A 16,848-nucleotide genomic window follows, 5' to 3' on the forward strand; every position below is an offset into this window, starting at 1 on the left:
ATTTTTTTTTCATGCTTCATATTATTTTCCGGTATTAATAAATTTATCCATTCTTACAGCGAATTCTCCCAGTTTGCATCCCGCCATAAAATAAACAAACCCGACTTTAGGTTCTTTATAAATTTGAAATAGAGAATTATAACAGTTTCCGTTGCTTCCGCCATGAGAATATTTTGCGCCATAAGGTGTATTTTCTACAAAAACACCTAATCCCATTGCGATTTTAAGATTAGGATCCATGTCCGCTTCGTGGATTTCTATCTGCGGTTTTGCCATCGTTTGGAAAATGCTGTTTTTGATCTGACTTTCTTTCATTAATTCGATCACAAATTTTGCATATTCTTGTGGTTCAGTATATAAAGAGGAAGCGACGTCGGGTTGTAAATAAGGTTCATTTCTGCCTCTTTCGCCATTGTCTCGTATTCCATCCAATAGATTTTTATTAACCTCTTCATTAAAAGACATGTATGAATTTTTCATTTTTAATGGTTTGAAAATATATTGCTGCATCACCTCGTCTATTTTTTTACCGGTAAGATGTTCAATAACTTTTGAAAGATATTCATAACCTTCACCCGAATAATCGAATTTCGTTCCCGGAGTAAAGTTGATAGTCAGTTTATTATTTTCTCTTCTGTTGGGAAAACCCGATGTGTGGTCGAGAATCATTTTTGCTGTAATCAGTTTGTAACGCTCGTCATCGGCAATATCTTTGTAGGGGAGGTATTTGTAAAGTGGAGTGTCTAATTCCAGAACTTTTTCTTTTACAAGCTGATGAACGGTATACGCAAACATAGGTTTTGTCATCGATGCCGCTTCAAAAAAAGTATGGTCATTTATCTTCTCCTGTTGAGAGTTTTTAGTTCCGAAAGCCTTTTGATAGACGACTTTGTTGTTGTTAATAATGGCAATTGATAAAGCCGGAATTTGCAGTGAATCCATTTGTTTCTGAAGAAATGCATCAATTTCTGCGGGAGATAAATTTCCTCCTTTCACGGTTTTTATTTGTGAATATACATTTTGACTGATGAAAATGCCTGTTAAGAATAAAACTAACTTTAATTTTTTCATTTTTATTTAAGATTTGGTTGAATATTTACATGCTGTTTTTAATAAAGACAATATTTGTTTTCATTTTGTTACAGTATTGAAAATTATTTTACTTAAAAAGCTTGTTCCTTTTTTCTTCTCAACTTGATTTAGGATTCCATAGAGGCAATCCAAGAGTTATAGTAGTCTATTTTACCTCATGATCTTCCACAAGGTTTGTCATCCTGGAATGATCTAAGTATAGTATTAGAATATTTGGGGGGAAGAGATTCGCATCTGAAGCCTTGTCAAGGTTCAAAAAACTTGACAAGGCTCTTTAGATTTTTAAAACCTATAAGGTTTTAATTATTAATCTGTAAATCAAAATGGTAAATAAAAAAAGCTATTCCGGATGTACCAAAATAGCTTTTCTTGTATGTTAAAATTTTCTTTTATTGAATCACTGTGGTTCTTGTTCTCACCGTATGCGCTGAGAAATATCCCAAAGCTCCGTTGCTGATATTACTCGGAGGATTTGTAGGAGTGACTCCGCCGCCGGGACCGCCGTCTGAAAGCTGCAGAAGGGCAGAGTAGTAGGTGTATACTTTGTCGTCTATACATTGCATTTCTACGTGAATCGCATCGCCCACAACTACTTTTATGTCATCTACATCTTCGTCATCATTAGGAAGTAATAAAGGTCTTTGGTTAGGCATTCCGTTATTTACATTATCCGAAAAGTCTGAAAAGAATTTCTTAGGATTATTATTCACGGTATAAACGAAAAGATAACGATTTCCTAAAGGCGATGGATCTGTAAAAACAGGTAAAAGCGTATAACTCGTTTCGCCTCCGACCATGAAAGAATCCTGATCCAAACCATCAAAAGAAACGGCATTTGGCATCGTGCTTTGTGCGGTGTATTGTTTGCCTTCCGCATTGATGTTCAACGTGTAGGTTCTTCCGGATTGTCCCACGAAAGTTGATGTTTTATATGTTCCGTTTCCTACATATTGAAGCGTTTCTGTCTGTCCAGTATTGTCAGTTAAAACTACTTGTGCATTTTCTATCGCAGGATATTGATTGGCTTCTGTAACAGCTACAGATTTTGTTATTTTCACAAAATAAGGTCCGGCTTGGTCGGTTACATTGGCTTCAATGACGATTTTCCCGCTTTGATCTTCCAAATCAAGATCAATTTCTTTTTCACAAGACGTTACTAAAAACAGCGATAATATGATTAAAAATATATTTTTCATGAGTTAAAATTTGAAATTATAAGTGATGTTGGGAACCCAACGGAAAAGTGAAGTCTGCATGGCTCGCGTCGTTCCCGGTTTGTCGGGATTGTCTTCAAATGTAATGGTGTAAGCATTTTCTCGTCCGTAAACATTGTAAATTCCGAATGACCAAGATCCTTTGAAACGCTTACTGGTAACCGGTTCATACGTTGCACTCAGATCCATTCTGTGATAAGCGGGCATTCTGTCGGCATTTCTGTTGCTGTACTGGAAAATGGTTTGCCCGTTCAGTTCATATTTCCCAGTCGGGAAAGTGACTGCATTTCCTGTGCTGTAAAGGAATAATCCTGAAAAAGACCATTTCGGATTCAACTGATACGTCGCAACAATCGATAGATCATGCGTTTTATCGACTCTTGAATCGTACCATTCGTTATCATTAATTCCGTTGATTTTTCTTTCTGTTTTAGACAAAGTATAAGAAATCCAGCCCGTCAGTTTTCCGCTTTTCTTTTTGGCGATTAATTCCAAACCATACGCTCTTCCTTTACCGAATAACAATTCACTTTCTACGTCTGCTGCAGTATCGAAGCTAATTTGTGCTCCGTTTTTATAATCAATCTGATTTTGCATTGATTTGTAATAAATCTCCGCATTCAGTTCATAATTATTATTGTTGAAATTTCTGCTGTAACCGACACTTACCTGATCTGCAATTTCCGGTTTTACGGTGTAACTGCTTCCAATCCATTGATCGGTAGGATTTCCGCTTCCACTGTTGCTTAATAAATGGAGATTTTGAGTGTTTCGTGAATATCCTCCTTTTACACTGCTCACTTCATTCAATCTATAATTGGCTGTAATTCTAGGTTCAAGATTGACATATGTTTTCCCGAATTTTCCTTTTTCTAAAAATTCAGAACCTACAAGATTTCCGTTTTCATAGCTGTTAAAGGTATCTCCGCCTAAAACGCTGAACATAGAAAGTCTTAAACCATAATTAATCGTCAGTTTTTCAGTGGCTTTAAAATCATCATTCATATAAACTGCATTTTCCCAGGAATCTCTGGAATTTCTCGGAAAACTGCTTACACTTGTTCCGGAAGCACTGCTTGGCGTAATCGTATGATAGATAGACTGTAAACCAAAACGGACAGAATGTTTATTTCCTGCAAACCATGTAAAATCCTGCTTCAGATTCCAGTCTTCAATTTTTGAATCTAATCCAAACGTATTATTGTTGCTGCTCAAGCTTACATTATAGTTGTAATTGCTGTAAATTAATGAAGTATTCGAGAATAATTTACTGCTGATAATGCTGTTCCAACGTAAAGTAGCCGTTGTATTTCCCCAATCTGTCGAGAAAGTATCGCCCAATCCCAAAACATCTCTCCCGAAATATCCCGATAAATATAAACGGTTATTATCGTTGATTTGATAATTGGCTTTTAAGTTTAAATCATAAAAATATAACTTACTGTCTTTGAAATCATCCGTTCCTTTTAAAAATAAATCGGCATACGTTCTTCTTCCTGAAACGATAAATGACGATTTCTCCTTTTGAATAGGGCCTTCCACACTCAACCTACTGCTGATTAAACCAATTCCTCCGTTGACGTTGTAATCTTTATTGTTTCCATCCTTCATTTTAACATCCAAAACAGAAGAAAGTCGACCGCCATATTGAGCCGGACTGTTTCCTTTGATGATGCTTGCATCTTTAAGGGCATCACTGTTGAAAGTACTGAAAAAACCAAGCAAATGCGATGCATTATAAACTGCCGCTTCATCGAGCAAAATAAGATTCTGGTCGGTTGCACCGCCTCTCACACTGAATCCGCTGCTTCCTTCACCGTTGCTTTTGATTCCGGGTAAAAGCTGAATCGTTTTCATCACATCTTTTTCACCGAATAAAACGGGAAGTTTTTCAATGTTTTTGATGCTCAACGTTTCCGTTCCCATTTGAGCGGAAGTAAGATTTTTATCTTTTTTAATTCCGGAAATCACAACTTCATCTATTTTTCCCGTTCTTTCTTCCGTTTCTCCTGAATCAAGCTGTAAATCCTGCTTAATATTATCTTCAACATTAATACTTTGCTGAAAATCTTTAAAACCGGGATTTGAAATGATGAGATTGTAAGTTCCTTTTGGAAGCGAAAGAGAATAGAAACCATATTCGTTGGCGGCTACCGAAATTGTAGGATCTTCAGCCACTCTTACTGTGACTCCGATTAATAATTCTCCGTTCTTCTTATCTTTTACAGTGCCGCTTACCGAGTATTTTTGTTGCGCAAAAACAAATGTGCTGAAACAAATTGCGGCTGCGGAAGTGGCAATTTTCAAGGATAATGTCTGCATTTAAGTTTGTTTATTATTTGAATATAAAAGTTTAAAGATAATTTATTAAATCCCAATTATTTGAAAAGAGCGTGAAATTTTGTGGTATGAAATGTCAAATTATAGCTATTCATCGTAATTAGGTCAATGTAGTAACGGGGTATGAAGATTTTTATTTGATTAAATATTTTTAATACAGAAAATTTCACGATTAATAAAAATTAAAAAATGTCATACTTTTGCTGAAACTCCGAATGACCATGAAGAATGTTTTAAGTTGGATTTTGGTTTTATTTCTTTTAGTTTCTATCTTAAACAACTGTTTAAGTAATTCGGTACAAAAGGAAGCCCGCCAAAAAGTTGCTTTTATAGAAAACCTGAGAAAATTGTATTCTTCAGGCGATTCTTCGAAGTGGCCAAAACCAATTTTAGACCCGGAATCTGCGCCGTCTTTTTTGGAAATCGGTCATTTGCCAAACGTTCAGTTTCCTGATGATAATCAATATTCTGCGGAAAAAGAATTGTTGGGAAAAACACTTTTTTTTGATCCGAGACTTTCAAAATCAAACCAAATTGCGTGTGCTTCCTGTCACGATCCGGAATTGGGTTGGTGCGACAACAGAACGTTTTCTTTCGGTCACGACCGACAAATAGGAACGCGAAACGCCATGAGTATTCTGAATGTTGCCTATGCGAAATCTTTATTCTGGGACGGTCGCGCCAAATCGTTGGAAGAGCAATCGCAAATGCCGATTCAGGATGAAAGGGAAATGAGTGAACATATCGACATCGCAGCCGGAAAAATTTCAAAAATAAAAGGCTATGAAATTTTATTTGAAAAAGCTTTTGGAGATAAATTGGTAACGAAAGACAGAATTTCTAAAGCTATTGCCACTTTTGAAAGAACGGTGAAAAGTTCTTCAAGCAAATTTGATAAGTTTATTGGCGGAAAATCAGACGCTTACACGAACGATGAATTGATGGGCCTTCATCTTTTCAGAACGAAAGCGCAATGTATTAATTGTCACAATTCGGGTTATTTTTCTAATAATAAATTTGAAAATGTAGGAACTTCTTTATTGGGTGAAAAAGGGGAGGATCTGGGAAAATATTTGGTTACGAAAAATCCTGAAGATGCCGGGAAATTCCGTGTGCCGAGTTTGCGTGAAGTATCACGAACAGGACCTTGGGAACACAACGGATCCATGATGACTTTAACGGAAGTTATTGAATTTTACAGCAAAGGAAACCCTGAATATTCTCAAAAAAGATCAACCGTTTACGAAGGAATTACTTTACATTCACAAAAATCCGGAATGGTAAGAATGCTGGAATTATCGGACGAAGAAATCTCGCAATTAGAAGCTTTCCTCCGAACTTTATCAACCAAACCGGAAAGAATTTCTCTTCCTGAATTACCGAAATAAAGCCTTTGAATATTTTTAGCCTTAAAATTTTAACCGCAAAAGATGCAAAAGCTTATTGTTGAATGATTTAAATCGTTTTTGAATACAAAAGCTAACAAAATATTGACTGAAAGCATTTTGTTTATATAAATTATTTTAAACACGATGTCTGCAACGTTTTATTGATGGAGAGTTTTTGTTTCTCGTTCGCAAAGGCACTCTGTTCAGCAAAGGCTGATTGCGACTTTAGCTGAGTGAAACGCCCTTGCGAACGAGAAATATTTTCAAGTTTAATTGAAAAAAACTTTGAGGACGTTGCGTTTAAAAGATGTATAAGTCTATAAAAAAATGGCAGCCGCATAAAATGCAGCTGCCGGTCAGCAAAATATAAATCTAATATAAAATTAGTTTTTAATGGCTTTTACAGTGAATTGAGTTCCATCTTTAAGACGAAGTGTCACTAGATATAATCCGGAATTTAAGAAACTTAAATTGATTTCTTTTGAAGGATTGTCTATTGTTTTCACCACTCTTCCTGAAACATCACTGATGGTTACTGATTTTACCTTTTCGATTTCAGAAATATTTAATACATCTTTGAAAGGATTAGGATAAATCTTGATATTATTTTTGGCTATTGAAACGTCACTTGTCGCTAAAACAGGATTTTGCTTCACTTCTACGTTATCAAGTAGTAAATCGTCGTAGAAATAACCATTACCATTCACATTTTTGTCAACAGTAAATCTTACCTGAATCGTAGCTCCGATGTAAGAAGATGCCAAAGGAACTCCTACCGTTCTCCATAGATTTGAGTTTGATGTATCCGACCAAACAGATACCCAACCGCTTCCGTCATTCACTTCTACTGTAAGTTTGTTATTGTCATACGTTGACGGGCTTACCGTTGTAGATGTTGATGTAGAATGATTTTTAAACCAATCAAATGAAATATATGGAGAAGTTAATCCTGTTAAATTGATGTATGGAGTTAGCAATTGTACAGTATTAGAACCCGCTCCGGTATATGGCGAACTTGCATCTACCCATGCATAAGTACCGGCTGGTCTTCCGTTATTGGCAAGATTTGCTCCGTAATCTGCACTTCCTGTAAACTTCCAAAGAAGAGTTGCACTTGTACTTCCAGGGTTTGTATTCGTCCAACAGTTAGGAATTGCTGCGTTATCAAATGTTTGTGCGAAAGGAGCTGCTAAAGTTGCACATGCAGTAGTAAATGTAACAGATCCGAACCAAGTACTTTTATCAGAAGTACTGCATGCTGATCTTATCCAAACATAATAAGTGGTAGCAGGAGTAAGCCCGTTTATAGTAGTTGATGTAGCTGTACTTGTTCCTAATGCTGCCGTTGCAGATGTAGGAGCAGTGCTGCTTGTAGAATAATAATATTCATAGCCGTTTGCAGGTGCTGAAGCAGGAGCTGTCCATGCAATATTTGCTGTATTTGCTAAAACATTAGATGAAGTTAATCCTGAAGGTGCAAAACAACTAGGAGTCGCTTCCCAATATACATCGTCCCAATAATAAGATTTTGCATCTGCTGTATTTCTAATTGCCAGTCTTGCATTTGCAGGGACAGAAGAAGGAATAATAACGGTGTACTCAGAACCTGCCGTTGCATATACCGTATTTGCGATGCTTACAGCCTGTAACTGAACAAAAGTTGAGCTATTCGCAGGGTCGGTTACATATCCTACATTTAATGTTCCTGTTGCAGTGCTTACTCTTGCTTTAAATCTTAACCAATTTGTTCCTGCATTGATGTTACTGAATTGAGGAAGAACAACAGTCGTAGGATTTTGTGTAGTTGAGCTATATTGATAAATTTGTCTTGTTCCTGAAGCTACCGGAGTCGCAGAAGAGATAGTCTGGCTTCCGTTTGTATCAATAATTCTTGCCCAGCAATCCGGTACGATACTACCCGTTGTATAAGAATCAAAATTCTCAGACAGAGAAGTCATAGGTCCGCATAAAGTCTTAAATGTACCAAAGAATGACCATGCACTCTGGCTTGTTCCTGAGCTACAGTTTGCTCTTACCCAGTAATAATAATTGGTATTTGGGTTCAAACTAGGAATTGTCGTAGAAGTTCCTGTAATTCCGGGAAAGTTAGGAGTTGTACTGCTTGTTGGAGCGGTGTTGGTTGTGCTGTAATATACATCATAACTTGCAGGAGTTGTTCCGCTTGGAGATGTCCATGAAATAGCTGCAGAGTTAGGAGTAAGTGTCCCTACCGCATTCAATGTCGGAGGTACACAATCTGAATAAGCGTCTGCTGAAAAAGCAAAAACATTCGTATAACCCTGAGCTGTTGAAGTCTTAGTAATGGTTACACTTTGAATTGGTTTTGCCTGATTAGCAGCATCAATATTTAATACAACTTGATACAATCTTGGGTTTGTTGCGTTTCCGGATTCAAGAGCGTTGGTATTTCTGTTGATTCTACCAAATCCCTGAATTGCAAATCCTGTAGCATCATACCAGTCTGCAACCGTTACTCCTGTAATAGTCTGCGAAGTATTGTCGGTGAAATTTACGGTTGCCGTTACTGTTGAAGCCCCACTTCCGCTTGTTGCAAGCATGTACAGTTTAAAAGCCGGAGTAGGTGTCGAAAAAACGATCGTTCCTGTATCATTCTGACTGGCTAATCTCAAAGAGTTATTAGAGTCATAACTTGCCAGTTTATAGGTTAATCCCGGTGTCGTTGCCACTACACTGTTTACAAGTCTGTCGATAGGCAAACCATAGGTAAGTGCTGTACTTGAGGAGGTTGCCTGAAAATCTTTTGAGATAAATGCATAGGAAACACCATCCACATCTATCGTTGTAGAAGCTAACGCAGATCCGACTCCGTTGGCAATTACATCTGCTGTAAGACCCGATGAAATAGGCATTTGCTGGAAGTTTTGTGCAGCTATCGAAGAAGCTGAAAGGAGAGCCATTGCTCCAAAAAATATTTTTACTTTCATATTTATAAGGGTTTATAATTAATACTTACTCTCTATTTTTCACAAGAATCCACCCTGAGTATTTTACAGGTGTATTTTTCTTATCATTTTCGTTCCATGAAACGGAGAACCAGTAGCTTCCGGTGGATATTTTTCTGCCGCCAACAGTTCCGTCCCATTTGTATTTGTTGGATTGGTCTGCCTGATGGATTTTCGCTCCGTATCTGTCGAATATATTGAATACAAGATTCTGTTTTCCTGCCAAAGCCGAATAATCGATGACATCATTGATTCCGTCGCCATTTGGCGTAATTACGTTGATCAAATTCGGAACGATCACAGTAATGATGATCGGTTCGCAGTCGTAATCGTCTTTCAGATATATTTTTGAATCTCCTCTCGGTACGTCTTTAAATTCGTTTGAATCCTGCCAGTGAACTCCATCCATCGAATATTGGTAAGCCGGAGTTCCGCCTACAGCATGCACTGTGATGGTGTTGTTTGAAATATCAATACTTGAAATGACAGGTTGCTCTGAAGCATATACTTTTACGTTTTGAGTCACAACGCATTCTCCTGTTTTAAGTTTTACCCAATACGTTCCGACTCCTACATTGTTGATTGCCTGTGTTGTCGCACCTGTGCTCCATTGGTAAGTTGTAAATCCGGGACCTGCATCTAAGGTTGTTTTATCTTCGATACAGATAATTTTATCTTCCAGAATATTAGAAAAAACCTGTGAAATCACCTGTAAAGTAACCTCAGCAATATCAAAACATCCGAAAGTATTGCTTACTCGGATGTAAACCACTCCTGTCGGTGCGATATAATTAGCAGGATCTGCAATGGCATTGGTTTGATTCTGAGCATCCGTTAAAGACGGATAATATTCTTTGGTAACTCCCGATGTACCGATTACCGAAGCTGTCGTCAGGTTAAATAATCCTGTTGAAGGTTTTGTTTCAATAGGGCAAGACCTTAACGAAGCATCTGTGGTGGTAACTGTCGGAGCAACTTTTAAAGTAATGGTAGCATCATTGTTATCACACAATACCTGTGTCGGATCTTTGATAATTACCGAAACCGTTGTATCGGTAGTGTATTGATAATTGGTAGGATTGGTAATCGGAGCTCCTCCTGTAAAATAAGTGAAGTTATAGTTAGTGGGAGTTGCCGTCAGTTGAGAATTTAATAAAGTTAAATCCACAGTTGCCATTCCCGTAAGATCTGGACAGATATTTTTTGTAATCGCACCCTGTAATAATGGGATTTTATCTACAAAAACTTTTACATTTTTAATGGAATGTCTTGATCTTGCTCCTCCTGTAGAAGCTGAAAATCCAAAATATCCTACTGTCATTGCCGCTGCTGCACCTGAAGGAGCAAAAGACTGGTTGCAGATCAATGCACCGTCGAGAGTGATTTTTATGATCCAGTTTGCGGGAGCTGCAGGATCTACTTCTGCTGTTACTTCAACGTGTTTGTAGGTCGTTCCCTGAAAAGGATGGGCAACATTGATATCCGGAGAGTGGAAAGAGCTTCCCGGAACATTGAAGAATTCTACGTTGTTGGTATCGGTGGTGTTGGCAATTTGCCCGTAACCGACATGCACTTTGCTCATTCCAGAGCTTCCTGAGGCGTTGTTGTAAGAGTCAAAACCTACAACCAAGCCGATTGCATTCTGGGAAACACCGATTCCTGAGCCCAAAACACTTGCAATTGGCGGATTTTGAAGATACCAAAAAGCGATTCCGTCACCGTTATACGTTTGGTTGGAATCCATTCTGAAATCGAATTCTACTCTCCATTTGTCACAATATTTTAGGTTGATGGGTTCATTCAAACGAATCGATCCGGAATTATCGTTAACATCGGGAGTCAATTGAATAAAATCTCCACCTGTTCCCACGACTGTAGGACCCACCATCGTCCAACCCGTCGTGTTGATGGGAAACTCCTGTAAGCTGATAAGTTTGTGAATAAAATCGAGTCGAGAGAGAGAGTAAAATAATGAAAAATAGAAAGGGGTAGTTTTTTTTCATGAGAGAAAGTTTAGTTTGAATCTTGTTTATTATAAATACTATTCGAAAAGATCCAGTCTAACATTTATTTTGCAGTAAAAACGGTAATCGTAAAATGACTGAGTAATTCAATTACAATCCAATACCTGTGTTTACAGACTCGCAGCTTCATTATTCGGCTACAGTAATCATGCTGCTTCTTGGTACAATTTTTATATTCAAGAAAATAAACTTTAACGATCAACTTTTTTATGAATATTATTTCAGTTGATAAAAGCTCCTACATTATTGCGAATAAATAATTCATAAAAATTATATCATGTCGCAAATACATTCATATATTTAACCAGAAATAATTAAGAAAACGTAATTAATATATGGTTATTTATTTTGCATAAAAATATATATAAAGAATAAATTAACGATAATTACTTAGTAAAAAAGTGAATTAAACTTTAAAATAATTCCAATAAAGGATATAATTCTTTAATGTTAATTAAATTTAACAATTCATAGAATAATATTCTGTTTGTGAACAGGAGATTAGAGAAGGATTCATTTAAATTTATCCAAAAAAAGACAAAAAAGAAGATAAAAACTCTTTAAATACTATTTTAAAAGTTGTTAACCAATACTGTCAAAGAGTGAAATGCTTAAAAACAAAAAGCAGCCATACATTTGTATAGCTGCTCTCCCTAAGATTATTTAATTAAGTAAAAACTTTTTTAAATTTATTTTTAACGAAAATATTTTTTGAATGTTTAAATACTTATTTTTAAGTTTAAAAATGAGACCACTCACTTGGAGTGATCCCGATATAAAATATTCCCTTTTACTTTATTTCAATTAATATAATTTGTATCATCTGTGTGTTTCGATTGATGTAAAAATAGAAATAAAGAATAAATAAACAATAATTTGGTTATAATTAGGTGAAATAAACTTTAAAACTATGTTTATGAAGAATAAAATTCTGTATCTTTGAGTAAATATTACTGCTTAAAAGAATATTATTCTATGGAACACCTCGACAATAAAGATTTGCAATTGCTAAGATTGCTTCAAACGGATGCAAAACTTACCGTAAAAGAACTTGCTAAAGAAATTAACCTTTCTCCATCTCCTGTTTTTGAAAGAGTTAAAAGGCTTGAACAAGAAGGATATGTTAAAAAATATGCGGCTATTCTTGATGCCGAAAAGCTTAATCTCGGATTTACCGTGTACTGTCAGCTAAAATTGAAAAGCAATGACAGCTATCTTGCGGTAGAATTTGAGCAGGAAATTATGGAAATTGAAGAAGTTGCAGAATGCTACAGTATTTCCGGAGATTTCGATTTTCTGCTGAAAGTCTATGTAAAAGATATGAAGCAATATCAGAATTTTGTTTTCAATATATTAGGTTCTGTACCTTCGATCGGAAGTACTCATAGTACATTTGTGATGGCGCAGGTGAAAAATATACATGGATTAACGATTTAAAGATATCAAATAGAATCCGTTATTATTTTTAACGCGAACATTGAATTTACATTCCGTATTATTTTAGAAAGGAAAGGTAAATGAAATTTGCTTCACAAAGCTTGAAAACAGCGCTTCATCAAATCAACTTGTTGATTCATCTTTGCTCAATTAAATTACTATTGAGTTAAAGCTTTGCGTTAAAAAATTAGCATTGTTTTTTAATATGTTTGAATTAAATTTAAACAAGCTCTCAATATATTGATAAAAAAATAAAACCTCCAAATTCAATCTGGAGGTTTTTGTATGTAAAAATTATATATCACTCGTTGTCAGTCCTTCTGTGGGATCTAAAGTATCTAAACTTTTAAACTGCATCTGAGTTTCCGGTCTTTTTCTCATCGTATTGATGGTAACGTGAGGCCAATTGATAGGTTGCGCCGATCCTGTCGCAGGGAAAACTAAATTAATAGTTTGTGAATACTGCAAGATCTGATCTGCGTTTCCGTTGCTGTCTATAAGGTCTTCAATCCAAAAAGTGGCATCCATTTTTGTGGCGTTCACATTGGTCTGGATAAACGGAATATTCAAAATTCCTGCGTTGGCATCAGGAGTGCTGGTCGACATTTCGATAACGGTCATATTGGTAACGCCGCCTGTAGTTCCGACTAAACTTTCTAATGTAGATTGAAGAAAAGCATTAGGATTTATCTGGTTGAATGCCGCAAACTGTGGATTCCCAATGATCTGATCCGAATATCCCAGTTGATTGATTCTGTCTCCATTCAACATGGTAGGAATTGAAGACGCGGGACTGAAAAAAGTTGTTCCTGGATTTTCTGTTTCAAGTGAACTTCCAAGAGCTAATAACGAGTTTCCGTGGGGAATTGTAGACATACGAGCGATTGTGTAACCGCCGTTTGGATTTCCGAGATTTAAAAATAATCCGGTTTCTACGTGAATAGTCGAACCTTGAGGAAAGCCACGTTCGTTGCAAAAATCGGTGGTACATTCGCTTACGATTTGCTGTTCATACAACAGACCAAAGATCATTTGTTCAACTTGCTGTCCGTTTACCACCGGTCCACGATTTCCCGCCTGTACGACAACAGGATTGAACGTTAATGTTTCTGAATAAGGAATTACTTCGAAAACAAATCCCTTATCCTGTCCCGGAACCGAAATGGTATTCCATCCGGATGGAGTTTCACTATCTGGAATTTGGATGTTTTCCCAAACGCCTACTAATGGTGCCAAAGCTCCAAGATCTGCTGCAGAGACTTTGCTTAGAGGAAGAACTTGGGCTCCAAGTGTTAATCCTCTCATTTTACTTTCTAAATTCATGGTTTTTAGTTTTTATGGTTAAAGTTTTTAGTTTTGTTTACTACAAAAGATTTAAAATATTAACACATTAGATATTTTAAGATCATCATGATACTGCAAATAAGAACACATTAGTTTTTAAAAATCTTTTATTTTTTTTCTTTTTATCAACTTTTGTCTTCATTAATGAGTAAAATCGGTATCAATAAATAATATCTTTTGCTTCTTTTGCGGTTAAGTTTTTATTTGTTTAAATTAAATATAATAAGCTCTCGTCTGAATCGCGGCCGGAGCAGACATACTTGTGCGAACAGCAAAAGCCGGAGTATCACCGATCAGGATTTCCATATCTGTCTTCATTTGATGATCGGAGTTTCCGTACGTCATTTTTACACGCTTCTTGCTTTGTTCTTTTGTTAAAAAATGAAGTTTTGTCGGTTGAAGAATATTCCAACGGCAGCCAATTAATTTATTATCAAATTGTCCGTATTCTGTGATAGGAGAGAAGGCAGACATTTCCGGGATAAGATCTGCAACATCCGCAACGCAAGTGAAAATTGATTCTTTGCTGTCTTTCGGATCGTTGCAGGTTATCGTCCATTTGTTTTGTCCGGGAACGTTTAAAGAAGGAAGATTGGTAGTGAAAGTTGTTTTAAATTTCGGTTCTCCGAATAATTCTATTCCTGCTTTTATGGCGGGATCTGCATCACAAGGAACGTGAACACGTTTGTGTCCCATTAATTTTGTCTGTTCTTCTCCGCGAAGATATTCTTCAGCGGTAACGAAAGCGATGTTATCTTTTTGAGATTCAGGATAACAGACGATGTTGAGTTCGATTTCCTGTGTGGTGCTTGCTCCGTCGGGAAACTGTCCTGTATAATTTTGAAAATTGAAGCTTACCAATGCTTTTCCTTTGAAATCTGAAGCGATAAGACCTGTATTTTCAAGGTATTTTAATACTTTTTTTCTGTCTGTTAAAAATGCGACCTCGATATTGAATAATGTTGCATAATAAAAGGGTAATCCAAATCCTTGCGGGATTGGAGGTAATTGATTTTTCATGGTAAATAGTTTTTAGTTTTTTAAATTATTTTTACTTGTTTAAGCTTTTTATATTTCAGTTATGTTTTTTCCAGTATGTTTGTCATGCTGAAATCATCTAGGCTCGAATCTTTTCAAACTTTTCTAATACTACATTTAGATTCTTACAGGATGACAAGCTTCATAGATATTTTCAAATGGTTAAATAAACGACTGAAATCCTAGCCCTGATTGAAACGACATCCTTTTTGGTTGCGGCCGGAGCGAAGCGTAGGCCGTAACTAAAAAGATAAAGTGGAAAGCAGGAAAAAGCTCCTTAAAAATAATAAAAAGCACATTTCAAGGAAGTTAAAAAGCTTAAAATAAGAAAAAAATAAAGTTAATTTTTTTGATTGAAAACCTTCCAGGTTTCTGAAGCCTAGAAGGTTTAGGAATGATATTATCACAATGTAATAATATCGTATTAATCATTTTAACCTTTGTGATAAGGGCAACCTGCAGGTGGATTTACGCTGTCACTAATTGAAGCAGGTGTTGTCATACTCATTGCAGAAGGCGCATTAAAGAACTGTTCTTCAATTATTTTTCTCTGATCTGCAGGAATATCCTCGATTTTACGAAGCGTATTTACCTGAATGTGAGGCCAGCTTGTCGTTCCACCATCATTTCCGAAATCAAATTCGAAAAATATAATCTGCTCGTACTGCAGCTGAAGAATTTCTTTTCCATCTTCAATGACGGTTTCGATCCAAAGACGGAAATCTACTTCAACGGTCGGTGCAAAACGGTTCACAAAAGGAACATTTAAAATTCCTCCCTGTGCACCGGTTTTCATTTTTGATGACATTTGAATAAGAACGTAATTCGCAACATTTTGTCCGCTCAATGTATCTCTTAATCTCATATCGGGACGTACGGAATACGGATACAAATCGTCTGCAAGGATTCTCTGCGTATAGATTTTGTTTGATCCGGGGTCATTTTGGTCATTTAATGTTTCGTGTACCCAAGCTGGAGCGGGTTCGTCAAGATTTATCGGATGTGCTACACTTGCTCCGGCTCCACCCATTGTAGGCGAGATGGCAAGGTAAGGAGGATTCCAAGTTGCATCACCATAAGGGAACTGTGGTGAACCGCTGATTAAATAATTAGATCCGCTTGGCGCAATATCTCCCAATAAAGTAATGGTGCTTCCGTGAGGAATAACGCCGCTTCTTGAGATAGAATAATCTGGAATGAAATAAGGTCCTGTAATTCCGTCCATTGGCTTTATTTCCTGTGCAGGAATGATTTCGTAATATGGCTGTCCTTCTTTTAATTGGCTTAAAAGAATGTATGAAGAAGTACCGTTTTCGTCTTTTACTTCTACCAACGGCTCGTTTCTGTATTCTCCTTTATAGCCGTAATCTTTGTAGTCTTCATCAGAAAAAGCGTGAATTCCACGGTCTCTTTTGATGGTTTGTTCAGTTGCAGCGTAATTGTAAACGTCACTTAGCCAAAGATACATTCCGTTTTCTTCGTGAATACCGGCGTATTGTAAATCAGGGTTTCCTTCTACTTTATTTACACTTTTAATGGTTTGATCATATTTTACAGCTCCACAAAATAATTCGGTTGCACCACCACGGTTACGGACACCACCGGGAACGATTTCGAAGGTTAATTTTTCAATATATTCTTCACTGTCAAAGGTAAATTTACCCGGAATTGTATTTTGATTAGTACCTGGAGAAGGCATAATCGTGGTATGGATTCCGCTTCCTAATGACGGTCTGTCTATGTTTTTATTGTAATTGGCATTGTAGCTTACCCAAGTTCCATTCAGTGCTGCTAAAACACCATAATCTACATTATTCGCTATATCGTTTAGATTCTCTTCTCTAAAAGGTCTTACCGGATCATCAATTAAAAGTTTTGAATAGCCATCCATCAATTGTGCTAAATAGCCTTTTTGTTCTTCAGGTGAAGCTTTTAATAATCTCGCATTAAGATCTTGAATGATTTCTTTTTTTCTTTTTAACATGGT

The 16,848-nt window shown here is 36.5% G+C and carries 10 protein-coding genes; 2 read left to right on the forward strand and 8 right to left on the reverse strand.

All coding sequences use genetic code 11. The features are described from left to right. Positions 1-21: 21 nt before the first annotated feature. The 3 genes from J3D55_RS11980 to J3D55_RS11990 form a co-directional block, all read right to left on the reverse strand. Complete coding sequence (locus J3D55_RS11980; protein ID WP_259131372.1) at positions 22-1,071, reverse strand: serine hydrolase domain-containing protein; 1,050 nt, start codon at positions 1,069-1,071, stop codon at positions 22-24. 410 nt (positions 1,072-1,481) lie between these two features. Further along, positions 1,482-2,288: a DUF4249 domain-containing protein gene (locus tag J3D55_RS11985; protein ID WP_259131373.1), complete on the reverse strand. Its 807-nt coding sequence runs from the start codon at positions 2,286-2,288 to the stop codon at positions 1,482-1,484. 3 nt (positions 2,289-2,291) lie between these two features. After that, positions 2,292-4,628: a TonB-dependent receptor gene (locus J3D55_RS11990; protein ID WP_259131374.1), complete on the reverse strand. Its 2,337-nt coding sequence runs from the start codon at positions 4,626-4,628 to the stop codon at positions 2,292-2,294. 239 nt (positions 4,629-4,867) lie between these two features. Here J3D55_RS11990 and J3D55_RS11995 point away from each other — a divergent pair, with 239 nt between their 5' ends. After that, entirely contained in the window at positions 4,868-6,034 is a 1,167-nt protein-coding gene (locus tag J3D55_RS11995) for a cytochrome-c peroxidase (RefSeq protein ID WP_259131375.1), read from the forward strand. A 383-nt stretch (positions 6,035-6,417) separates the two neighbouring features. Here the strand turns inward: J3D55_RS11995 and J3D55_RS12000 are convergent, their stop codons facing one another. Then, positions 6,418-9,000 carry a fibronectin type III domain-containing protein gene (locus J3D55_RS12000; RefSeq protein ID WP_259131376.1) on the reverse strand — a complete coding sequence of 861 codons (2,583 nt, stop codon included), beginning with the start codon at positions 8,998-9,000 and terminating at the stop codon, positions 6,418-6,420. Between the two features lie 25 nt (positions 9,001-9,025). Then, positions 9,026-10,906, reverse strand: coding sequence for an FIDD domain-containing protein (locus J3D55_RS12005; RefSeq protein WP_259131378.1), 1,881 nt, complete (start codon positions 10,904-10,906; stop codon positions 9,026-9,028). 1,111 nt (positions 10,907-12,017) lie between these two features. Between J3D55_RS12005 and J3D55_RS12010 the strand changes: the two genes are divergently transcribed. Continuing rightward, complete coding sequence (locus tag J3D55_RS12010) at positions 12,018-12,479, forward strand: Lrp/AsnC family transcriptional regulator (RefSeq protein ID WP_259131381.1); 462 nt, start codon at positions 12,018-12,020, stop codon at positions 12,477-12,479. A 294-nt stretch (positions 12,480-12,773) separates the two neighbouring features. Here J3D55_RS12010 and J3D55_RS12015 read toward each other — a convergent pair whose 3' ends face one another. The 3 genes from J3D55_RS12015 to J3D55_RS12025 form a co-directional block, all read right to left on the reverse strand. Next, the gene (locus tag J3D55_RS12015; protein WP_259131383.1) at positions 12,774-13,802 is read right to left on the reverse strand and encodes a heme-binding protein; all 1,029 of its coding nucleotides are present in this window, start codon (positions 13,800-13,802) and stop codon (positions 12,774-12,776) included. A gap of 234 nt (positions 13,803-14,036) precedes the next feature. Continuing rightward, a complete protein-coding gene (locus tag J3D55_RS12020) occupies positions 14,037-14,843 on the reverse strand; it encodes a hypothetical protein (RefSeq protein WP_259131385.1) in 807 nt (268 codons plus the stop codon). A gap of 451 nt (positions 14,844-15,294) precedes the next feature. Next, entirely contained in the window at positions 15,295-16,845 is a 1,551-nt protein-coding gene (locus J3D55_RS12025) for a peroxidase, FMP-type (RefSeq protein ID WP_259131386.1), read from the reverse strand. Between the last annotated feature and the right edge of the window lie 3 nt (positions 16,846-16,848).

Source organism: Chryseobacterium ginsenosidimutans, from assembly GCF_024807225.1.
Lineage (GTDB): Bacteria > Bacteroidota > Bacteroidia > Flavobacteriales > Weeksellaceae > Chryseobacterium > Chryseobacterium ginsenosidimutans.